15 protein-coding genes and 2 pseudogenes are annotated in these 22163 nt (G+C 72.3%); 9 read left to right on the top strand and 8 right to left on the bottom strand.

All coding sequences use genetic code 11. The features are described from left to right. Positions 1–43: 43 nt before the first annotated feature. The 5 genes from ACWC5O_RS40635 to ACWC5O_RS40615 all read right to left on the bottom strand — a co-directional run bounded on the left by ACWC5O_RS40635 (position 44) and on the right by ACWC5O_RS40615 (position 9828). Positions 44–2593: an AAA family ATPase gene (locus ACWC5O_RS40635; RefSeq protein WP_450591569.1), complete on the bottom strand. Its 2550-nt coding sequence runs from the start codon at positions 2591–2593 to the stop codon at positions 44–46. Next, a complete protein-coding gene (locus tag ACWC5O_RS40630; RefSeq protein WP_450781208.1) occupies positions 2590–5334 on the bottom strand; it encodes a LuxR C-terminal-related transcriptional regulator in 2745 nt (914 codons plus the stop codon). Before ACWC5O_RS40630 ends, ACWC5O_RS40635 begins: the two co-directional genes overlap by 4 nt. Positions 5335–6018: 684 nt before the next feature. Then, a complete protein-coding gene (locus ACWC5O_RS40625) occupies positions 6019–6795 on the bottom strand; it encodes a sensor histidine kinase (protein ID WP_450591566.1) in 777 nt (258 codons plus the stop codon). 808 nt (positions 6796–7603) lie between these two features. Further along, positions 7604–8959 (bottom strand): sensor histidine kinase, encoded by a 1356-nt coding sequence (locus ACWC5O_RS40620; protein ID WP_450591565.1) that lies wholly within the window; start codon positions 8957–8959, stop codon positions 7604–7606. Between the two features lie 143 nt (positions 8960–9102). Next, positions 9103–9828, bottom strand: a complete 726-nt coding sequence (locus tag ACWC5O_RS40615) for a response regulator transcription factor (protein WP_450591564.1) — start codon at positions 9826–9828, stop codon at positions 9103–9105. A gap of 187 nt (positions 9829–10015) precedes the next feature. Here ACWC5O_RS40615 and ACWC5O_RS40610 point away from each other — a divergent pair, with 187 nt between their 5' ends. Continuing rightward, a complete protein-coding gene (locus tag ACWC5O_RS40610) occupies positions 10016–11233 on the top strand; it encodes a helix-turn-helix domain-containing protein (protein ID WP_450591563.1) in 1218 nt (405 codons plus the stop codon). Between the two features lie 151 nt (positions 11234–11384). Here the strand turns inward: ACWC5O_RS40610 and ACWC5O_RS40605 are convergent. Beyond that, a pseudogene (locus ACWC5O_RS40605) lies at positions 11385–12421 on the bottom strand (MMPL family transporter); the annotation flags it as partial. A 252-nt stretch (positions 12422–12673) separates the two neighbouring features. Between ACWC5O_RS40605 and ACWC5O_RS40600 the strand changes: the two are divergent. From ACWC5O_RS40600 to ACWC5O_RS40590, 3 genes are read left to right on the top strand one after another with little or no spacing between them, the layout of a single operon-like run. Next, positions 12674–14284, top strand: coding sequence for an SDR family oxidoreductase (locus ACWC5O_RS40600; RefSeq protein WP_450591562.1), 1611 nt, complete (start codon positions 12674–12676; stop codon positions 14282–14284). 5 nt (positions 14285–14289) lie between these two features. Beyond that, the gene (locus tag ACWC5O_RS40595) at positions 14290–15666 is read left to right on the top strand and encodes a cryptochrome/photolyase family protein (RefSeq protein ID WP_450591560.1); all 1377 of its coding nucleotides are present in this window, start codon (positions 14290–14292) and stop codon (positions 15664–15666) included. 14 nt (positions 15667–15680) lie between these two features. Beyond that, positions 15681–15881 (top strand): cryptochrome/photolyase family protein, encoded by a 201-nt coding sequence (locus tag ACWC5O_RS40590; RefSeq protein ID WP_450591558.1) that lies wholly within the window; start codon positions 15681–15683, stop codon positions 15879–15881. A 480-nt stretch (positions 15882–16361) separates the two neighbouring features. On the opposite strand, the gene ACWC5O_RS40585 is transcribed toward ACWC5O_RS40590, so the two are convergent. Then, entirely contained in the window at positions 16362–17396 is a 1035-nt protein-coding gene (locus ACWC5O_RS40585; protein ID WP_450591557.1) for a MerR family transcriptional regulator, read from the bottom strand. 236 nt (positions 17397–17632) lie between these two features. Between ACWC5O_RS40585 and ACWC5O_RS40580 the strand changes: the two genes are divergently transcribed. Both ACWC5O_RS40580 and ACWC5O_RS40575 read left to right on the top strand, forming a co-directional pair. Further along, positions 17633–18244: an RNA polymerase sigma factor gene (locus tag ACWC5O_RS40580; protein WP_450591555.1), complete on the top strand. Its 612-nt coding sequence runs from the start codon at positions 17633–17635 to the stop codon at positions 18242–18244. A gap of 89 nt (positions 18245–18333) precedes the next feature. Then, positions 18334–18789 (top strand): RpiB/LacA/LacB family sugar-phosphate isomerase, encoded by a 456-nt coding sequence (locus tag ACWC5O_RS40575; protein ID WP_450591554.1) that lies wholly within the window; start codon positions 18334–18336, stop codon positions 18787–18789. Positions 18790–18893: 104 nt separating this feature from the next. Here ACWC5O_RS40575 and ACWC5O_RS40570 read toward each other — a convergent pair whose 3' ends face one another. Further along, positions 18894–19259: a DUF6479 family protein gene (locus ACWC5O_RS40570; RefSeq protein ID WP_450591553.1), complete on the bottom strand. Its 366-nt coding sequence runs from the start codon at positions 19257–19259 to the stop codon at positions 18894–18896. A 146-nt stretch (positions 19260–19405) separates the two neighbouring features. On the opposite strand from ACWC5O_RS40570, the gene ACWC5O_RS40565 reads away from it, so the two are divergent. The 3 genes and pseudogenes from ACWC5O_RS40565 to ACWC5O_RS40555 form a co-directional block, all read left to right on the top strand. Continuing rightward, positions 19406–19780 (top strand): ferredoxin, encoded by a 375-nt coding sequence (locus tag ACWC5O_RS40565; protein WP_450591552.1) that lies wholly within the window; start codon positions 19406–19408, stop codon positions 19778–19780. 83 nt (positions 19781–19863) lie between these two features. Continuing rightward, a complete protein-coding gene (locus ACWC5O_RS40560; RefSeq protein ID WP_450591551.1) occupies positions 19864–21042 on the top strand; it encodes an acyl-CoA dehydrogenase family protein in 1179 nt (392 codons plus the stop codon). 473 nt (positions 21043–21515) lie between these two features. Beyond that, a pseudogene (locus ACWC5O_RS40555) lies at positions 21516–22163 on the top strand (hypothetical protein); the annotation flags it as partial.

The following is a 22163-nucleotide window of genomic DNA, read 5'->3' as shown; positions in this document are numbered from 1 at the left end:
TGAACATGGGGGGTGGAGTGAGAGGTCCGTGGGACGGGGCGGGTCATGGAGTCATGGGAGTACCGCCGTCTTGAGGTCCGGATCCGGGTGCCGAGATGTCCGCACGTGCCCCGTGGCGCGATCCAGCCGCCTCGCGGGCCACGACGGCCTGCGCGAAACGCCGGGACGCGGGCGTTCGGCCGAGCCGACGCAGTGCGTGTTCGGTCAGACGGGCCGCCTGCGGCGCCGGGGAGCCGAGGCCCCGGCGCAGCTCGGTCCAGGCGAGCGCGGAGTCGGTGCCCCAACGCTCGGCAAGCCGCGACTCCTCGGCGAACAGCTCCGCCGCCCGGTCGTCGTCACCGCAGCCGAGATGGGCCAGGGCCGCCAGCGAACGCCAGGCCAGGAGCCCCGGATTGCCCCACTCGCGGGCCGCCATCCGCCGACCGCACTCCTCCGCCTCGGCCAGCGCCTGCCGCGGGCGCCCCTGGCAGAGCAGCAACTGCGCGCGGGCGTACAGCAGATGGATCCAGGGGCTGCTCTCCTCGGCACCGGGCGGCAGCTCCTCACCTGCCAGCCGGTCGGCCTCCTCGTACCGCTCCCGTGCGACCAGCAGCCGGATCTGCACCGCCCGCAACGTGGTGAGCCGGGTGGGATGCCACACCTCCGGCGCTCCCAGGGAGCGGCATGCGGCCAGGTCGTGGGCGGCGGTGTCCGGGTCGCCGGCCCGCAGGTTCAGGTGGGCGCGCAGCAGCAGTCCCACTGCCACCAGCGCGGGGCTGCGGCGATGCCCGGCCTCGGCGAGCGTCGCGTCCAGCGCGCTGCGCGCCGTGCCGTGCGCGTCCGCGACGGACAGCACGCAGCAGGCGGTCAGCCGGGGGAACAGCGCTCCGCCGAGCGGCGCCCGCAGTACCTCCCGGCACATCTCGCGTACCGCGGACGCATCGTGGCCCCGGGCCATCTGCCGCCAGGCCTCCGCGGCGAGTGCGGCCGGACGGACAGGGTCCTGCGGATCCTGGGGAGCCGCCCCCGCGTCCCGTGCCGTGGGCCCCGTACGGAGCAGGAGGTCCATCGGCCGACGCCGGGCCTCCGCCCGGGGGACGTCCGCGGACTCCGCGCCGTCGTTCCCGTACCACACAGCCGGCATATTCAGCGTCGAACCGGGTTCGCCGCGGGCGAGCAGCAGGTCCGCCGCGGCCGTGCGCACATGCGCACGGGCCTGCGCTCCGGACAGCAGTTCCGTGATCCTGCGGTCCGCCGCCTCGGGCGCGGTCATCGTGTAGGCCTCGGCGGCCTCCAGTAACACCTCGGCGCGCTCCGCAGCGGGCAGTGGCTCGCGCAGCGCCCGCTCCAGCAGTTCGGCCGCCTCGATGTGCCGGCCGCGCGCCAGCAGGGTGCGGGCGGTGCGGCGCAGGACCCATGGCACCCAGGACTCGCCCAGCGGCACGGTGTTGAGCAGCAGCGCGGCCAGCGCCTCCTCGTCGGCGTCGCAGCGGTGGGCCCAGCGGGCCGCCTCCGCGTACAGCCGCTTGCGTTCGTCGCCGTTCATACCGGCCAGCACGGCGGCCGTACGGTCCGTCAGCCCCGGACGCGGTGGATCGCGGAAGTCGATCAGCCCTTGTACCCGCAACGCCCTCAGGGCGCCCGCCAGTTCGCTCTCGTCGAGGCCCACGAGGGCAGCCACCCGGTCCACCGGCACCAGCCCCCGGCAGACCGCCAGACCGCGCAGCAGCGCGAGCGGGCCCGGGGACAGCTTCGCGGCCGACTCGGCTGCCAGGTCCGCACGCGCGGTGTCGATTCCATGGGTGAACGCCGTCCTCAGCCCGGTGGCGGACACCTCGCCCGGCTCCCGGCGCAGCTCGCCCAGGACCCGCTGCAGCAGCCAGGGACTGCCACGGCTGAGCCGGGCGGCTCTCTCCCACCAGATGTCGTCCGATGCCGCCGGGGCGGGCAGTCCCGCCGCTGCCCACATGGCGTGGACCTCCAGCGCGCCGAGCGGCCCGGGCTCCAGCAGCAGACCCCTGCCGTCCTGCAGGGCGGCCGCCTGGTCCAGGAGCCCGGCGCAGGCGTCGGGGAACTCGCCGCGCGCGCTGGTGACGGTCAGCAGTACCCCCAGCGGGGCCGAGCCGAGCCGTCGCAGCAGCCCCGCGATCACCTGGATCGACTCGGGGTCCGCCCATTGCACGTCGTCCAGGGCGAGGAGCGTCGGCCGGTGGGTCGCGCACAGCAGTGAGCGGCACCATGCCTGCGCGGAGCCCTCCGCGGGCGGCTCCATGGCACGGGCCGGGCCGGCCGCCGGTGACCGAGGCGGCCTCAACTGCTCCACCAACGCGTAGGGGGCGTACGAGAACGTGGGGGAGCCCAGTGCGGTCAGCACCTGGACACCGGCCGCCCGGGCGAAGGCCACGCCGCGCCGCAGCAGCCGGCTGCGTCCGCTGCCCGGAAGGCCGTGGATCACCATCACACCGGGGGTGCCGCCGGCGAGCCGGCTCATCATGTGGAGCAGCGCCGCTTGTTCGGTGTCCCGTCCGTACAAGGGTGCGAAGCCGTCCTGGGCGGCCAGTTCGAGCAGGGCACGACTGCAGGGTGTCGGCGGTCGGTCGGGTGTGGTGCTCATCGCTGCTGACCACCCCCACCCGGTCCGGACGAGCGGATCCCGGGCGCCTCCCGTAACACGTCAACGAGTTCCTCACGGCGGCTCACGCCGAGTTTCTGGTAGGTGTGGGTGAGATGCAGTTCGACCGTGCGCCGGGTGATGTAGAGCGTCTCCGCGATCTCCCGGTTGGAGCGGCCCTCCATCGCCAGGGTGGCGACTCTGCGCTCACGTTCCGTCAGGGCGTCGCCCGGGCGGCCGGTGAGCTGGCGGGGCCGGCCGCCGGCCTCGGCGAGACGCAGCCGAATGTCCTGCGCGGCGTTTCCGGCCCCGCACCCGATCATCAGGTCCAGCGCCGTCCGCAGCCGGGGCCGGGCGGCCAAGGGGTCGCCGGCGTCGAGCAGGGCGCGGCCCAGGGCGTATTCGGCGCGCGCCCGCAGCAGCCGCGCGGGGGATTCGGCGAGTCGCGCGCACGCCTCGTCGAGGAGCAGGTGTCCGGCACAGCCGGGCGTGGCCAGACCTCGTGCCAGCAACGCGAGCCCGGCGCCGCGCGGGGTGCGCGAGTCGGCGACGAGTCCGCTGCCCTGGGCGGCGATCTGCCGCGCCTCGGCCGGGCGGCCCAGTTCCGTCAGCAGGTCGGCCGCCTCCAGCCACCACGGCAGCACCATGTGTGGCTCCGCGGCTCCAGGGCCCAGCGCCCGGCCGCTGGAGCGCAGTGCGACCAGGGCGCCGCGCAGGTCCCCGCGGGCTCGCCGGACGGCTGCCGTCGTCCACCAGTACATGGGGTGGACGTAGAACAGGGGTTGCAGTTCCGCGCCGCTGATCTCGCCGAGCACGGCCTGGGCGGCGGCGATCCTGCCGCGCTGGGCGAGCACGTAGGCGAAGACGACGGCGGGAGCGACGGCCGGGCCGTCGCCACGCCCGCGCTCGATTTCCAGGGCCCGTCGGCCGTCACGTTCGGCCTTGGGCAGGTCGCCTGTGCCGCACAGCACCAGCGCCCGGACCATGAGGGCCTGGACCCGGCTCGGGTCGAGGTCCTGGCGGACGGGGCGGCGCAGAAGGCGGTCGAGGGCGTCGAGCGCGGTGGTGTCGTGGTCGGTGAGGTGCGCGACGACGGCAGAGGCGATCAGCGTCAGGTCGTCCAGCGGGGTGCCGGGGGTGTCGACGGCCATCGGGACGGCGTTGCCGGGCAGGGGAGTGGGGCGGCCGCTGAGTGCCGACAGCGCGGCGCGGGCCAGCCGCAGGCGACGGTTGCCGGGACCGTTGTCGGCGGGCTCGGCGAACGTCTGGGAGCGCTCTCTGACCCAGCGTACGGTTCCGGGCCGCAACGACCCGCTCAGCAGCAGGGCGGATTCCAGGACGGGTCGGCAGTCCTCCGGGACGGTGACCGCCCCGGTGCCGGCCGGGCGGTCCAGGATGCGGGCGAGCAGTCGCGCCGCCTCGTCACCACGACCGAGTACGACGAGGGTGTCGGCGTACCGCAGTGCGATGTGGGCGAGTTCGCCTCCGTCGGTGCTGGTCGCCAGCAGCGTGCTCAGGTGGTGGACGGCGACGGCGGGTTCGGTGGTGGTGAGGATCTCGGCAAGCCGGGCCCGGATCCGGCGCAGTGTACGGGTGTCCTGGTCGGCGCCGATGTCCAGCGCGTGCGAGAGGTAGCGCACGGCGGAGCCGGGCGAGTCGGCGTCCAGGGCCGCGCTGTGGAGAGCCTCCAGCATCCAGGGCGCGGCGCCGCACCGGATCCGCAGGAGGGCGTCCGCCACCTGGGTCGGCGGACGCCCCGCGTCCTCCAGCAGGCGCGCGGCGCGGGCGTACAGCGGAATGAGGTCGTCGTCCGATATGCCGCGGAGTATGTCGCCGGCGGGTCCGTCGAACCGGGTTCGCGGGCCGTCGGCGGGCAGGGCACGGCGTTCGGCGAGGTGGTCCATGGCGCGTCGTACGGTCGGCACGGGCATCCGGATGAGTTGGCTCACCAGCTCCGGGTCGGCACAGCCCAGTACGGCCACCGCGGACAGAACCGCGCAGGCCGAACTGGGCAGCGGGCCTGGATCTGTGGGTGTGGTCCGGCCCGGTCCCGTTCCTTCGTCGCCCGCGACACTCGCGTCGGCGTACCGGTCGGCGAATGCGTGGACGGCCGCGGGTATGCCTTCGGAGTGCTCCAGGCACCGGCTCAGCAGGGCCGCGTCGGGTTGTCGACCCAGCCGCCGGGTGAGCAGTTCGGCGACGTCGCAGGCCGCCAGCGGCTTCAACTCCATTGTGGTCCAGGCATGGTGGGCGAGCAGCGAGGTCAGGGCGGGGGGCTCGGCGACGGCGGACACGGCGGGCACCGTGATCACCAGCAGCAGGGGTAACCCAGTGGATCTGCGCAGTACGTAATCCAGTCCGCGCAGGGAGTTCGGCCGGTCCAGGTGCGCGTCGTCGACGGCCAGGACCACGGGCCCGCTCCCGGCGAGCTCGATGACCGTCTCGTGGAGCTGATGCGATGTCACAGGCCCGTGGCCCGACGGTGATTGAGCATGAGGCGCGTCGGCCCGTGCGGGGCCGACCGCGTCGTACCAGCTACCGTCGAGCGGGCCGGCGAGCAGTACCGACGCCCAGGGCGACACGGTCCGGCAGAAGGTCCGCAGCAGCGCGCTGCGGCCGATGCCGACGGGGCCTGTCAGCATCACCGCCGGGGCCGGTCCCGAGGCGGCGCGGGGGGTGCGGCCGATCAGTGCCGCGAGGGGGGCGGTCCTGCCCACCAGCGGTTCGGAGGGGTCCACACCCATGGTCGGCGAGCAAGGAGCCGGTAAGGCCAAGGCGAGATTCACGGTGCCACCGGGTGTTCTGTGGGGACGGACACTTGATGGGCTCTGTGCGGGGAGGGATGGGGCAGCGGGGAAAATGAGTGGCCGCACAGTGTTCACAGCGGCATGTGTGAGGGCGAGAACTCGTGGAGGCGCCCGTAGGTGAAGGGCGCGTCCCCTCTGCCGCTTTGTAAGCGGTTGTCGGGGTCTTGTTCTCGGTTCAGTGCTGGTGCACACACAACGCCGGGATTGTAGCCGATTCGCCTTGTCAAGTGTGTCTGTCATGTGAAAGAGCGTAGTCACTTGAATAGTCAAGCAGGCGCCACCGTGGCGTCGGTGACTGGCCGGATGTGTCTGGCGCCGCACATATTGCGCCCGTTTCCTCCGCTTCATCCTGCTGATGTGGCGATTGAGGCCGCTCCGGGCGGGTGTGAAAGGGGTGTGAACAAAGAAGACTAGTGAATCCCCTAGAATCCAACCGAGTCATGCACGGCGTTTGGCTTGAGGCATTTTCCACGGATTGCCGGTATCGCCGCGAAGCGCTTTCGGGTCAGGGTGACCTGCCTATTCCGGGTCAGGGGAATGAGGAAGTGGGCCGGGCGGACGGTGGCGCGACGTGGCGTAATCGTGGAATGCTGCGGCCGGATTCGTCAGCACCGGCCCGGCTCAGGCCGGCAATCGGATGCGGAACCAGGTTCCGCTGCCGGGTTCGAGGGTCACCGTGCCGCCGTGCGCGGTGACGATGGCCGCGACGACGCTCAGCCCCAGCCCGATTCCACCGCCCGCGTCCTCGTTCGGAACCCGGGTCACCGCCTGCCCGCCGTGGACGAACCGCTCGAAGGCCGAGCCGCGCAACTCGACGGGTATGCCCGGGCCGTCGTCGATCACCTCGATCACCCGGAAACCGTCCTCGGTGCCCAGGCCCAGCGCGGTGCGCGTGCCCTCGGGCGTGTGATGCCGCACATTGGCCAGCAGGTTGGCGACGGCCTGGTAGAGGCGGTCCCTGTCACCGGTGACCATGTGGGTGCCGGGCAGGATCGTGACCCGGATCGGATGGTGCGGGGAACAGGCCCGGGCGTCGGCCACCGCGTCACGGCAGAGCCGCGCCAGGTTGACCGGCTCACGGCGCAAGGGCTGGCCGAGGTCGAGCCTGGCCAGCAGCACCAACTCGTCCAGGAGCGCCGCCATTCGACGGGTCTCGTCCGTCATGCGGGCCATCGCCAGGTCGAACTTCTCCAGATCGGCCAGGCCGCCCAGCCGGGCCAGCTGTACATAACCGGAGATCGCGGTGAGCGGAGTGCGCAACTCGTGCCCCGCGGTGGCCAGGAATTCCAGCAACCGCCGTTCGGTCTTGCGGCGGTTGTCGTGCTCCCTGTACAGCTGGGCGCCCAACCCCAGAGCCGTCAGCAGGGGCAGGAAGATCAGCATCACCTTGAAGATCATCTGTGGACCGGGGGCTCGCAGGGTCGGTATGGGTCCGACGATCCCCTGCTGTCGTCGACTTGTCGGATCACGGCCGCCCGGTGGGCACCGTGGCCGATGGCGACCGTGTGGAGGGGGGTCGGGTATGCGGTGGTCGAACCGCCGGTCGGCGACAGGCCGCCCGGTGCGGGCCAGGTGGGCGGCAGGAAGAAGACGGCCATCAGGGACGGTGCCCCGATCGCCACACGTCTGAGCCGGGGCCGTGCAGCGTCCGGGGAACGGGGCGCCGACACGGCGGTCTGCCCGCGAGTCCGTTGGTGGTACACCTAACCGTCCGATCAGGGTCGCGGCGTGAGAGCGGCGAGGAGACGCCTTGCTTGGCGGCACGATACCCAAGGTCGGTTCGTGTTCGGGGCTATATGGGTGACCGGTGTGTTTCGTAGCGCTACCGACCTTGACAGTTTTGGTAAGGGCAGGTGGGAAGCGGTGGAACGCGATGTTTGCGTGATTCGCAGGGCAGCCGGCGATCCGGGATCCCAACTCGCCGCCGGACGAGTCTGATCGATCGTGCGTCCTGCCCTGCTGGTCGCCCGGCCGCGGCCGGGGCATGGATGTGCGGGCGAACGCACTGCTCAAGGCCGTCCTGCGGGGCCCAGGCCTCCGTAGGCGTCGTCATGCGTACGCGTCTTCGCGTCACCGCCGGGCTGCCCCGTCGACGGCCGCGTCCGACGAGACCGGGCACCGGGAATTCAGGTGAATCCCTGGTTTTGCGCCGTTGGTGTGGCGCCGGTCCCGGTCGATGTGGTGAGGGCGGCCTCCCGGGCTCGGGTCAGTGCACCGCCGTCGGTGGCGCGGCGTCGACGCCGCGCCACTCTTCGAGGGTGGGCAGGCTGATTCGGAACCATGCGCCCCGCTCGGAGGGTTCGAGCCCTATCGACCCGCCGTGTGCCGTGACCACTGCCGCCGCCACGCTCAGCCCCAGCCCGCTGCCCGGGTAGGTCTCCTGACCCGGCGGTGACCCGGTCCCCGCGCGGAAGAAGGGCTCGAAGATGCGCTCCCGCACGGTCTCCGGGACACCGGGACCGTCGTCGACGACGTCGATGACATGACGGTCGCCGTCCAGACGCAGTCGAACCTCGGCCGAGGTGTCCTCGGGTGTATGGGTGAGCACGTTGGAGAGGAGGTTGCCGATCGCCTGCTGCAGCCGGCGTCCGTCGCCCTCCACCAGATGGGTGGAGGAGTCCAGCACGCAGCGCAGGGCGCGCCGGGCGTCGGGAGGCTGCGCCAAGGCCACCGCCCGGACACACAGTTCGGCCAGGTCCACCGGTCGCTGTTCGAGTATTCCGCAGTGCCCCGCACGCGCCAGCAGCAGCAGATCCTCGACCAGGCGGGTCATGCGCAGGGTCTCTCGCTGGACCTGCTCCATCGCCTCATCCAGTTGGCGTGGGTCGTCCAGTGCCCCTATCCGGGCCAGTTGCGCGTACCCGGTGATGGCGGTGAGGGGAGTGCGCAGCTCATGGCTGGCGGCGCCGACGAGTTCGCACAGCCTGCTGTCCTCCTGTCTGCGCTGCACCGACCCCTCCTCGATACGTCGTAGCAGGTAGTTGAAGGCGTCTGCCGCGGACTGCAACTCCCTCAGCGGTTGCGTGCGAACCGGCACGCGCACTGACGGCTCGTCACTTCCTTCCGCGATCCGCCGGGCGCTGTGGGCCATGTCGCGCAGGGAGACGAGGGCGCGCCGGCTGATCCACAGGGCGCCGAGGACCAGCACGAGGACCAGCGGAACGCTGATGGCGATCTCGATTCTCACCAGCGTCCGCACGGTCGCCTCGTCCGTGGCCGTCGACCGGGCGGTCACCAGGTAGCTGCCGTCCGGCAGCCGGCCCACCATGGCCCGCACGGGCACGTTCGTCACCGCCCTGGAATGACCGACGCCGGCCCGCTCACGCAACTCCTCCGCCGAGGTCGGCAGACTTCCGATGAGGCACGTGACCCCGGTCGACAGCCGCACGGCACCCCGCTCGTCGGTCACCACCGACGCGGATCCGTCCTTGGTCGGAAACAAGCCGTGCCCTTCGCGCAGCGCCTGCAGCCGGAAGCGATGGCTCTGGACGATCTGCTGGTCGGTGCGCTCCCGCAGGTGGTACGACAGCGTGAGCGCACAGTAGATGTCGGCACCGAGCACGCCGATCGCGGTGATGATGAGGAAGCCTCAAGTCATTCTGCGGCAAAGCGACTTGACAACCGGTCCGGACCGAACCGGACCGGACCGCCCGCTCCTTGCTGCAGCAGCGGCTCGGGGCGGCGCCCGCGTAGGTGGGCATCGCCTCAGTCCTCCGCGAGCTGTGCGGGAGGGGTCGTGCGTACCAGATAGCCTGCCCCACGAACGGTGTGTATGAGGGTCTGGTCGGTGTCGCCGAGCTTGCGGCGCAGGTAATAGATGTACGTCTCGACGATTCCCGACTCACCCCGGAAGCCGTAACTCCAGACGTTGTCGAGCATCTGTGCCTTGGAAATGACCTGGTCGGCGTTCTCCAGCAGATAGCGCAGCAGTGCGAACTCCGTGGAGGACAACTGCACCGGCTGGCCGTGCCGCCAGACCTCGCGGGTGTCCTGGTCCAGTTCCACCCACCCTGCCCGGAGCCTGCGGCTGTTGGACTGTGTCAGCTCGCGTCCGCGGCGCATGACGGCCCGTATCCGGGCCACCACCTCATTGAGGTCGAACGGCTTGGTGACGTAGTCGTCGGCGAGTTCCAGGCCGCGTACCTTGTCCTCCACGGCGTCCCGAGCGGTCACGAACAGGACGGGAGCGATGACGCCCGCGTCCCGGAGACGCCGGCAGACCTCGAAGCCGTCCATGTCGGGCAGGAGGACATCGAGCAGGATCACATCCGGGGCGCGGTGAGCGGCCCGGGTGAGCGCCTCGGCGCCCCGGGCGGCGGTGACCACCTCGAAGCCGAGGAACTGCAGCGCCATGGTGAGCATTGAGGCGATGCTGGCCTCGTCCTCCACGACGAGCACGGTCGTCTTCGAGGACGTGTCGCTCTTGTTCATCGGGTGCACACCATGAAGTCAGCCAGAACCTAATGCCGTTGGAAATCCGCTGCTGGTCGGGGGAGACGGGGATCACATGCCGTTGTTGTCATGATGGCACAGGGGTGATCCATTGGCTTCGTATTCCAATCGCTCTCTGAGTGGACTTTGATGTACCTCTGAACTTCGTGGACTTTGCTGTCCAGACATGACCACATACGCGGGGGCGATACCTGACCCACACCCACTGTTCGCGTCCGAGGGGAACGAGGATGTCGACGAAGCGCGCCGCAGAGTCAGCTGGGAGATCTTCTCGGCCCTGACCGAGGTGGTGTCCGGCCGGGGGGACTGGAGCGAGCAGAGCGCGGCTCGCATCCGCGCCGAGGGCCGGGCATGGGCGCGACGCGGCGGGTCCGCCGACGAACTGCTCACGATGGTCCGCGGCATGACGCGCCAGCTCATCAACCGCTGTACGGTCGGTAGCCAGGACCAGGACGCTCTGGCTCACGAGGTCATGGTGCTCAGGCTTGGTGACGCCGGCCGCCGGGTGGGCCGGGAGCTGAACTGCGGTTTCTTCGAGGTCGGTGGCAACGGCGAGAACACTCCGGCGCCACCGCCCCCCGCACACCGTGCCCCGGAGTGTTCCACCGGGGCTCGCGCGGTGCTGGCGGTGCGAGCACCCTCGTGCACGCTCGCCGACATCGACCGGGTCTTCCGAACCCATGCCGGAGCGATGGTGCTGGCCTCCGACGAAGGCGCTCACGTGTTGCTCCCCGCGGCCGACCAGGAGGAGTCCGTCGCCCTGGCCCGCAAAGCTCACGGCGACCTTCCGGGTGACGTCTGGATCGCCGTGCACTGGCAGGACCCGTCCCGTGGCAGACCGTCGGTACGGGAGGTGCCGGACTCTGTCGGAGTGTCCGTCGCCGACGGCATCTGTGCCACGCTCCTCGCCCTCGACTGTCCGCCCGGCGTGTACGAACTGGACGACGTCCTGGTGGAGTACGGCGCCGCGGAGACCCCGGAGGTCTGCGAGCGGCTGCTCAAGATGGTCGAGCCGCTGCACGAGCACCCGGTGCTCTGGGAGACCCTGGTCGCCCTCATCGCCGCCGACGGCGTCCGCCACCGTGCCTGTGAGCGCCTGGGCGTTCACCGCAACACGCTGGATCGTCGCCTGCAGCGGATCGGCCTGCTCACCGGGCAGCGCCCCGACGGGCTGAGAGGCCTGTGCACGCTGCGCGCGGCCCTCGCCGTGGTCGCCATGACCCGGCTGCAGCGCAGCGCCCGCCTCGCCGGAGCAGGGCAAGCCATGACGGCGGGGCAAGGGCCCCGATGGACGTCGCTGCCCCCGACCACGACGCCGCTCCGGCAGGCCCACCCTGTCGCGGAGGCAGCCTGTCTGACCCGTCCCATGGCGGCGGGAGCCTGACCCGCCCTGTGACGGTGGGGACCTGACCCGTTCTCGTATTGCCGCCGCACCGGGACGGCACTCCAACCGCCTCCGCGCGCGGGGCGAGCGGTCCACCCGGCCGGCCCCACGCGCTCCCACAGCCGCCGCCCGCGCTCGGCCCCCGCCCGCCGCCCGCGCTCGGCCCCGCCCGCCGTCCCGGCACGGCCGGCCAGTACGCTGCCCGGCCGAGCAGCATCAGCACCGCCGGCAGGAAGGTCAGCGCGGACAGCACCGCGCACCCGATGCCGATCGCGCCGACCGGACCGAGTTCCCGGTTGTCGGTGGGGTCGCTCAGCAGCAGCGCGAGCAGACCGGCGGCGTCGGTGGCCGCACTGGCCACCACCGCGCCCGCCGAACGGCGCACGGCGGCCCGCACGGCCCCGAAACGGTCCCTCCCGGCCTCCAGCTCCTCCCGGTGACCTGCGGTCAGCAGGGCGTAGCCGGTGGCCGCGCCGATGACGAGGATCGACAGGATGCCCTGCACCTGGCCGTCGACGCGGACCAGACCGTCGGAGGCCGGCACGTGCACCACGGCACAGGCGACACCCAGCGCGAACACAGCCCTGAGAATGATCAGCAGCGTGAGCAGCACGCTGCGGTACACCAGCAGCAGGATGACCAGCACGGTGACCAGTGCCACCGCCGGCAGCAGCCCGTCGATGCCCGCGAAGGCGTCGGACAGGTCGGCCCGACTCGCGGCCGGTCCCGCCGGCTGCACGCTGGTGCCCGGCACGTGCCCGGCCGCGTCCCGGACCCGCTGCAGGACGGCCGGCAGCCGGTCCCCGAGGTCCGGGCGCAGCGGCACGACAGCCTGCAGCGCCTGCTTGTCCGCCGAGGCGACCGGCGGCGATGCGGCCGGCCCCGCCGGCGCCGGGTCGTCGGCCAGCGAGGTGAGCGCCCTCGCTGCCTGCGGCTGTACCTGGGCCACGGACCCGCCGTCACGACCGGTCCACACCACGATCGCCGGGAGGGACTCCCGCTGCCGGAACGCCTCCTGCTCCCGCAGCACCCGCGTCGACTCACACTGTGCGGCAGGAACGCCGCCTGGTCATTGGGCGCCACCTCCCCGAGCAGCCCCGCGAACGGCCCGAACGCGGCGCCCGCGCCGAGCCAGCCGACGAGCAGCACGAGGGGGACGAGCCGGCGGGCACGGCGTCGAGCGGACATCGCTCTGCACGGATCGGATCAGCAGCGCACTACAGGGAACGGAGTCGGTACCCGTGGAACACCAACCTGCCTACGGCTGTCCCGTCCCGTTCGGATGCACCCGGCCTCACCCGGCACGTCCCCGACGGCCCGTCACCCGCCCGGACCGCCCGCACTGTCGCATCCGGCCGCCTGGCTCGCACGGTAGAGAGTAGAGACAGGTGAGGGCCGCGACAGCGGCGGGCGACGAACAGGTGGGCGGTGGAAGCGACCATGAGCGACCACGAAACCACACGGACCGGGCACCCGGCGGACGGCGGCCTGACGTGCCTGGTGACCGGTGCGACCGGGTACATCGGCGGCCGGCTCGTGCCGGAGCTGCTCGACGCGGGCCACCGGGTGCGCTGCCTGGTCCGCACCCCGCGCAGACTGCGTGACCACCCCTGGGCCGGCCGGGTGGAGATCGTGCAGGGCGACGTGACCGACGCCGAGTCGGTGGCGCGGGCGATGGACGGCGTTGACGTGGCCTACTACCTCGTGCACGCCCTCGGCACCGGGCGCGGATTCGAGGACACCGACCGGGAGGCGGCCCACGTCTTCGGCGAGCAGGCCCGACGGGCCGGCGTCGGCCGCATCGTCTACCTGGGCGGGCTGACCCCCGGTGCGGTACCCGAGCGGGAACTGTCGCCGCACCTGCGCTCCCGCGCCGAGGTCGGCCGCGTCCTGCTCGCCTCGGGCGTGCCCACGGCCGTGCTCCGCGCCGCCGTCATCATCGGCTCCGGCTCCGTCAGCTTCGAGATGCTGCGCTACCTCACCGAGCGGCTGCCCGTGATGGTCACCCCGCGCTGGGTGCACACCAGGATCCAGCCGATCGCCGTACGGGACGTCCTGCGCCTCCTGATCGGCTGCGCACGCCTGCCCCGCGAGGTGAACCGCACCTTCGACATCGGCGGCCCGGACGTGCTGACGTACCTCGACATGATGCGCCACTACGCCGCTGTGGCCGGCCTGCACCGGCGGCTGATCGTGCCCGTCCCCGTCCTCACCCCCGGCCTGTCCAGCCACTGGGTCGGGCTGGTGACGCCGGTCCCGGCCTCGCTCGCGCGTCCCCTGACGGAGTCCCTGCGGCACGAGGTGGTGTGCCGCGAGAACGACATCGAACGGTACGTGCCCAGCCCGCCCGGTCACCCCATCGGCTTCGACCGCGCCGTCGCCCTCGCCCTGCAGCGCATCCGCGACGCCAAGGTCACCACCCGCTGGTCGTCGGCCTCCGTGCCCGGCGCCCCCAGCGATCCGCTGCCCACCGACCCCGACTGGGCGGGCGGCAGTCTCTACACCGACGTGCGCCGACGCGACGCCGACGTCCCGCCCGAGGTGCTGTGGGAGGTCATCGAGGGCATCGGCGGGGAGAACGGCTGGTACTCCTTCCCGCTCGCCTGGGCGGTACGAGGCCGTCTGGACCGCCTCGTCGGCGGTGTGGGCCTGCGCCGGGGACGCCGTGACGCCCGGCGCCTGCGGGTCGGCGACTCGCTGGACTTCTGGCGGGTCGAGGAGATCGAACGCGGTCGCCTGCTGCGGCTGCGCGCCGAGATGCGGCTGCCCGGCCTGGCCTGGCTGGAGATGGCTGTGGACGGCGACGGCCACGGGCCCGTCCGGTACTGGCAGCGGGCCTTGTTCCACCCGCGAGGGCTGCTCGGCCACCTGTACTGGTGGAGCGTCTCGCCCTTCCACGCCCTCGTCTTCGGCGGCATGGCCCGCAACATCGTCCGCGCCGCCGAGCGCCTGGCATCCCAGCGGGACGGGCACGGGACGACTGCGTCCACCGAGCCTGCCACGGCCGAAGACCTCCGTGCCGGTTCCCGACACCCACCCGGAAGAAGCTGACGCTCATGCACGTCTCGGTCGTCCTGTTCACCGCCGACCTGCGCCTGCACGACCATCCGCCGCTGCGTGCGGCCCTGGAGGCGGCCGACGCCGTCGTCCCGCTGTTCGTGCGGGACCGGGCCGTCGAGGCAGCCGGGTTCGCCGCGCCCAACCGCCGCGCCTTCCTCGACGGCTGTCTGGCGGACCTGGACGCCTCGCTGCGCGAGCGGGGCGGCCGGCTCGTGGTGCGCTCCGGCGACCCGGTGGAGGAGGTCTGCCGGGTGGTGGCCGAGGCGGACGCCGACGAGGTGCACATGTCGGCCGAGCACAGCTGGTTCGCCGTGCGCCGGGAACAACGGCTGCGGTCCGCTCTGGAGCAGACGGGCTGCCGGCTGTTCGTGCACGACGCGGTCACCGTCGCCGTACCGCCCGGCATGGTGACCCCCGCGTCCGCCGACCACTTCGCCGTCTTCACCCCGTACTACCGGCAGTGGACGCAGGCGCCGCTGCGGCCGGTCGTCGGCGCTCCGCGCCGGGTGCCCGTGCCCGACGAGGTAGGCGGCGAGCAGGTCCCCGCGCGCGACGAGACCACCGGGGCGTCCCCGGATCTGCCGCCCGGCGGGGAGAGCGAGGCCCGCAAGCGGGCGACCGCCTACTGGCGCCGCGGCCTGGACGCCTACGAGACCACCCGCGACGACCTGGCCGCCGACGCCACCTCGCGCCTCTCCGCCCACCTGCACTTCGGCACCCTGTCCCCGGCGGAGCTCGTGCACCGCGCCCGTCGGCGCGGCGGCGCCGGTGCCGAGGCGTTCGTACGGCAGCTCGCCTGGCGCGACTTCCACCGGCAGGTGCTCGCCGCGCGCCCCTGGACAGCCCGTGCCGACTACCGCACCAAGCGCGACCGCTGGCGCACGGAGCGCACCGCCGGTGCCGACATCGACGCCTGGCGCGAGGGCCGCACCGGCTACCCGGTCATCGACGCGGCCATGCGACAGCTGCGCCAGGAGGGCTGGATGCACAACCGCGCGCGGCTGCTCACCGCCAGCTTCCTCACCAAGACCCTCTACGTCGACTGGCGGATCGGCGCCGCCCACTTCCTGCACTGGCTGGTCGACGGCGACGTGGCCAACAACCAGCTCAACTGGCAGTGGATGGCCGGCACCGGCACCGACACCCGCCCCAACCGGGTCCTCAACCCGGTCACTCAGGCCAAGAAGTACGACCCGGACGGCACCTACGTGCGCCGTTGGGTCCCCGAACTCGCCGACGTCGAAGCCCCGTCGGTGCACGAGCCGTGGAAGCTGCCGGGCCTGGACCGCGCCGCTGTCGACTATCCCGACCCGATCGTCGAACTCTCCGACGGACTCGACCGCTTCCGCCGGGCCCGCGGCAAGCAGACGTGATACAGGCGACCGCGATGACCACCCGGCCGCCGAGCTGGGCCACCGCCTGGGCGGCCGAGCATCGCGGCGGGCGCCTGCGGCAGGAGGACTTCTACCGCTGGGTGCGCCGCGAACCGGACCTGCTGATGGACGGCGGCGAACCGGCCCGCGGCCGCTGGAACCACGACCACGCCAACTGCGCGACACGGGCTGGACGCACCACATTCCGCGGCTGATGGTGCTCGGCGGCTTCGACCTGCAACGCGGCTGGGACCCACCTGAGGTCACGGACTGGTTCCACCGCTGCTTCGTCGACGGATACGACTGGGTCATGCTGCCGGCGTCACCGGCATGCCCCAGTAGCCGACGGCGCCGGCGCCGCACTTGGCGCGAGGCCCGGCCCGGCGCTGATCGCCGACGCGCTCAAGCGGGCGCAGGCCCGGCCGGTCTTGCGTGCCGCGGGACGCTTTCCGGGCTGAGCCGACGCGCCGGGGTTGCCTCTTCGCCGTACGCCACGTGCAGCGGGGCAGCCCTGGGAAAGCCGTACACCGGGTCGGCGGTGTGGCGCAGGGGTGCGGTGAGGCCGACGCGGACGCGGCAGGTGGCGTTCGGAACTGCGCGGCCCGCGGCGGGCGCGCGGAGTTCGGCCTCGTACCGCGGGCCGACCGGCCGGTGTGGGGCGGTCGGGCTCGGCCCCGATGGCCGGCGTGCGGCGTTCAGGCTCGCCCCGCCGGCCGGCGTACGGCGCCGTCCGTGCCGTACAGGCCGGTCAGCGTCCGGGCGGCCTCCCGCAGACCCGCGCACCGAGGAAAGCCGTCGGCCCCCCGCCGGTCCCAGCCCGGGCCCGCCGGCAGGACGAAGGGCCCCCTGCGAGCGCCCGCAGGTCCCCACTGCAGGCCCGCGACATGCCGGGCCAGCGGCGCCGACGCTGTCGAGCGGGTCTGTGCCCACAACACGACGGCGGCCGGGCCGGTGCGCCGGACACAGGCCAGCAGCGCCTCCACCGGTACGGCGGCGCCCAGCATCCGCGTCGGCACGCCGAGTTCGTCCAGCGCCGCGTCGAGCGCCTCCAGCGGCAGCGAGTGCTGCTCGCCGGGTACGCAGGCCAGCACCACAGGCTCGGTGCCGACGGGCTCCGCCGCCCGCGGCAGCACCAGCGGCGCACGGCGCAAGGCGGTGGAGATCTGCCAGGACAGCAGGTGCTCCACCTCCACGTAACGGTCGCCGGAGGACTCCCACTTGCGGCCCACCGCGCGCAGTGTCGGCACCATCACCTCCTCCCACGCCGTGGTCAGCCCGTGCTCCCTGACCGCGTCCAGCAGCCGGCTCTCCAGTTCGGGCGCGTCCAGCCGCACCGCGGCCCGGGCCAGCCCCCGGCACTCCTGGCGTACGTCGCCGAGCGGCAGCCCGCCGCCGGCACCGCCGCGGCGGGCGTCGTCCCGGAACGGCGGTGCCGGCGGCGGGCTGCCAGAAGGAGCGGCCGGGGCAGGGAGGGAAGAAGCCCCCTCGCCGTGCGTGAGGCGGGCCACCCGAGCCGCCTCGGCCGGGGGAGCGCCCGCCGCCGCCAGCCGGCACATCTCCTCGACCATCGCCACGTCCTGCGGACTCCAACGCCTGTGACGCCCCTGCGACCGCGAGGCGGGCCCCAGGCCGTAACGGCGGTCCCAGGAGCGCAGGGTGGTGGGGGAGACGCCCAGGCGGCGGGCCACCGCGCCCGTGGTCAGCCCGGCCGCCTCCGTCGCGTCACTCATGACGGTCACCTCCCGCCACTTCGTCGGACTCGTGAGCCCGTCCGTCCGCATGTTCCTGCTTTCAGATTAAACGATGCGAGACCGATGCGAGTTGTAGGCGCCTTCCTCCGGGGCCCACGCTGAACGGACAAGACAACGGCACGTACGGCGCGGTGGGGCCGAGGCCGCACCGCTCACCGGGTGAGTGCCGCGCCCGACCGGCGACGCCCGCCCGGTTCACGAGGAGAGACGTGGTCATGGACCGTATTCCGGCCGCACCGAGCTCCGTCACCACCATCGAACCCGGTCTCGCCCATCCGTCACCGGACGTCGTGGACGGCATCGCGCTGTCCGCCGACGACGCCGCCTGGTCCGCGCTCCACCGGCGGTGGGGCGGGCTGGTCCACGGACTCGCCCAGCAGGCGCTCGGTGACGCACGGGAGGCGGAGGACGTGACCCAGCAGGTGTTCACCGACGCCTGGCGCGGACGGCACGGATACGTGCCGGAGCGTGGAACACCGGCCGCCTGGCTCGTCGGGATCACGCGGCGCAAGGTGGCCGACGCGCTGGCAGCCCGGGCGCGTCGCGCCCGGCTCGCCGCCGCGGCCGCCGGACTGCCCCCGGCGCAGGGCCGCGAGGCCGCCGGCGAGCCCGAGGACGCGCTCGACCGGCTGGTCGTGGGCCGCGCGCTGCGTCAACTCAGCTCCGCGCAGCGGCAGGTGCTGCACCTGGCCTACTACGAGGACCTGACGCAGGCGCAGATCGCCCGGATCACCGGCTGGCCGCTCGGCACGGTCAAGAGTCACACCCGGCGCGGCCTCGACCACCTTCGCCGCTGCCTGGAGGACTCGGGTGTCGCGGTGGCCTGACGCGCACGATCGATGCAAGTTCGACCGGGAAATGGTCTCTCTGGCGGGGAGGTGGTCAGTTGCGGGACCACTTCACTAGGCTCCGGAGCATGCGGATCTCCGTCTCCTCCGACATGGACGAACCCGTCGCCCGTCTCCTCGTGGAGGAGCTGCGCCGGCGCGGCCACGAGGTGCGTGAGCACGGCGCGCTGCGGTCCGGTGCCGATCCGCAGTGGGCGGTCTGTTCCGAGGCGGCCGCCCGTGACGTCGCCGAGGGCACGTCCGACCAGGCGGTCGTGTGCTGCTGGACCGGTACCGGCGCCTCCATCGCCGCGAACAAGGTGCCGGGCGTCCGCGCAGCCCTGTGCACGGACGCAGGTACGGCCGAGGGCGCCCGTCGCTGGAACGACGCCAACGTCCTGGCGCTCAGCCTGCGGCTCACCTCCGCACCGGTGCTGACGGAGATCCTCGACGCCTGGTTCGCGGCCGAGCCGAGCCAGGACCCGGAGGACGTGCAGAACGTGGCCCGCGTCGGCCGCCTCGACGCCGCCAGGAAGGTCTCCTAACGGCGTACGGCGACCTGGCGCGGGCCAGGACCGGTCGTTCGCTCGGTGTCGTGTGTGGTGTCCGGCGTTCGGCGTGGTGTCAGGTGTTCGGCGTTCGGTCGGATTCAGTGGGCGCCCAGTCCGCCGCCGCCGAACGAGCCGCTCGACCCCTTGCTCCAGCGCGGGCGCTCCTTCGAGGCGCTGGGCCTGGTGTCCATGTTGGTCAGTTCGTACGGGGTGAGCGGGCGGCCGCCCTTGGGGATCTGGGGAACCTCCTGGGACTCCCTGTTCTCCCGGACCTCGTGCACCGGGCCCTCGGGTGGCAGGTGCGGCTGCTCCTCGGGGCGTGGTCGATCGGACTCCCGGTACTTGACCCGGGAGTTCATCCAGAAGCCGCCGGCGAGCAGCGCCAGGAGGCCCAGGGCCACCAGGAAGAGTACGAGGCTCATCAGGCCGCTTGCCGCGGCCAGCTGCATCTGTGCGGTACTCATAGGACAGGAATACCCCACCCGGAACGGGACGAACCGGACACCTTGTGTGACCGCGCCTGCACGGACGGCGATACGGCCCCCGGTCGCGGCGTCACCTCGTCCCGCCGGGCGGGTTTGCGACGCCTCCGCCCGGCTACCCGCTCGGTGTGACACCGCCGACTTCACCACAGCAGCTCTACCGGTTCCTGGAGGACCGTTTCGAGTGTGCCCAGGCGTGCACGGAGTGCGCCAGGGCGTGTGCGGTGCGTGCGGGCCTCCTGGATCCGGCCGGGTCCCCGCGCCAGGACCGCGTGCGCCGACTGGGCATCATGTGCGCCGAGGTGTGCGACGCCACCTGCCGGATACTGGCCGAGCAGGACCGTCGTGACGAGGAAGGGATCAGGATCCAGCTGGAGTGGTGCCGCTCGGTCTGCCTCGACTGTGCGGACGCCTTCGCCGGGCAGCCCGGTGCCGAATCGACCGCGGGGGTGTGCCGGTCCTGCGCCGAGGCGTGCACGGGCTTCCTCGCGGTCCTGAACTGAGCCCCGGCGCGCCATTCCTTATTTCTGAAACACGTTCTACGGTGTGCGCCGTCAGGACCGCCCTTGGGGACCCTGGAGGCGCCGTGCACCTCGACCACACGCCCGAGCAGCAGCGGCTGCGCAGCGAACTGCGTGCCTACTTCGCCGACCTGGTGCCCGACCATGCCTATGCCCGGTACGCGGATCCCGCCGCGCAGAAGCGGTTCTACCGCGAGGCGATCCGGCGGCTCGGCACCGACGGCTGGCTCGGCGTGGGCTGGCCCGAGGAGTACGGCGGGCGCGGCATGACCGCGATGGAGCAGTTCATCTTCTTCGACGAGGCTGCGCAGGCCGGCGTACCGCTGCCGCTGATGGCGCTGAACACGGTCGGCCCGACCATCATGCAGTTCGGCACCGAGGAGCAGAAGGCGTACTTCCTGCCCCGCATCCTCTCCGGCGAGATCGACTTCGCCATCGGCTACAGCGAGCCCGAGGCCGGCACCGACCTCGCTTCCCTGAGGACACGAGCCGTACGCGACGGCGACGAGTACATCGTCAACGGGCAGAAGATCTGGACCACCAACGGCGACACCGCGGACTGGGTGTGGCTGGCCGTGCGCACCGACCCCGAGGCGCCGCCGCACAAGGGCATCACCATGCTCCTGGTGCCGACCTCCGACCCGGGCTACTCCTGCACCGTCATCAACACCCTCGCCTCGCACGACACCACGGCCAGCTACTACGAGCACATCCGCGTCCCCGTCGCGCGCCGGGTCGGCGAGGAGAACCAGGGCTGGCGGCTGATCACCAACCAGCTCAACCACGAGCGCGTCACCCTCGCCGCCCACGGCACCATGGCGATCCGCGCCCTGCACGACGTGCAGCGCTGGGCGATGGACACCAAGCTGGCCGACGGCCGCCGGGTCGTCGACCTGCCCTGGGTGCGCCGTCTGCTCGCCCGGACCCACACCCGCCTCGACGCGATGAAGCTCCTCAACTGGCAGATGGTGACGGCAGTTCAGGAAGGCACCCTCACCCCGCAGGACGCCTCCGCCGTCAAGGTCTACGGCTCCGAAGCCCGCCGGGACGCGTACGCGTGGCTCATGGAGGTCGTCGGAGCCGCCGGCCCGCTGAAAGAGGGCTCGGCAGGAGCGGTCCTGCACGGCGAACTGGAGCGCGGCTACCGTTCCGCCGTGATCTTCACCTTCGGCGGCGGCAACAACGAGATCCAGCGCGAGATCATCTCGTGGATCGGGCTGGGGATGCCGCGGGTGCGGCGGTGAACCGGTGCGACCACCGTCTTTAGTTGTCGCAAACCGGGGATGGTCGGCACCAAGATCACCGTCTGCACTCGGGGTACGCGGCCCGGGGCGCACGCCGCCATCGACGGTGGCGCTACGCCTTGGGGGAAGGCCAACAGGCAGCTGTCTCGGCGGTCGGCTGGAGTCGTGCGCAGATGCCCTCTGCGGCGCGGCTCCAGCGACCAAGGAGATCACCGGACCGGTCGAGGACCCGGAAGCGTGCGATGCACGCCGCCGGTTTGCGGTCGGTCGTCGGTGACGACGCCGGGCGTCGCGCATGCACGCGTGGAACGATTGTGGAGGACGGGAGAGGGGCACCTCTTGGAGGCCTCGTTGCGTGTTGTGATCGTCGGTGACCGTTTCATTCCTGCCGGGTTCTACGTCGACGCCCTGGCCGAGGCTTGCGGTCCGCGCTTCGGGCCGGTCCGCAGCGTGGAGTGGCGGGGCACCAGGCCATGGAGTGGCACGGCCCCGATGCCGTGACGGTGCCGGACGAGATCGTGGAGGCGGTGGGAGAGGCCGAGGTGCTGGCGGTGCACTTCGCTCCGGTGTCCCGCGCGGTGCTCGTGGCCGCCCCGGTGCTGCGGGGCGTGTGTGTGGCGCGCACGGGGCTGGAGAACGTCGATGTGGATGCGGCGACCGCCCGTGGAGTGGAGGTCGTGCCGGTGTCAGGCCGCAACGCCGCGGCCGTGGCCGAGCTCGCTGTCGGTCTGAGGACGTCGAGGAGATCGCCGCCCGCGGGGCGGCGCTCCTCGCCGCCGGTGCCGTCGGACTGCTCGGCGACACGACGGACCCGCGCGCCGGCGCCAGGGTCATCAGGCACCATGAGCCGGCCGCCGGCCGCGTCGCGGTGCTGGGGGGAAGGCCTACCAGGTCTACCGGGAGGCTCAGGAGGCTCTCTGGCCCGTCTGGGGCCGCCTCGACTCGGCGAGCGGGAGCAGGTGACCAGCGGTTGGCGGCGCGCAAACAGCACGACGGCTCTCCGTACACGGGACGCAATCACAGCCTTTATCACATTTTCTGTGATTTTCTCGGGAAAAGTATTGCATATCAACGCGGGTGGGCGTAGACAGGCATTCAGGACCAATCGCAGCCCGGCTCTC

It is taken from the genome of Streptomyces sp. NPDC001450 (assembly GCF_053597295.1).
Note: the sequence above shows the minus strand (reverse complement) of the source record. Positions and strands in the feature narration are given on the sequence as shown.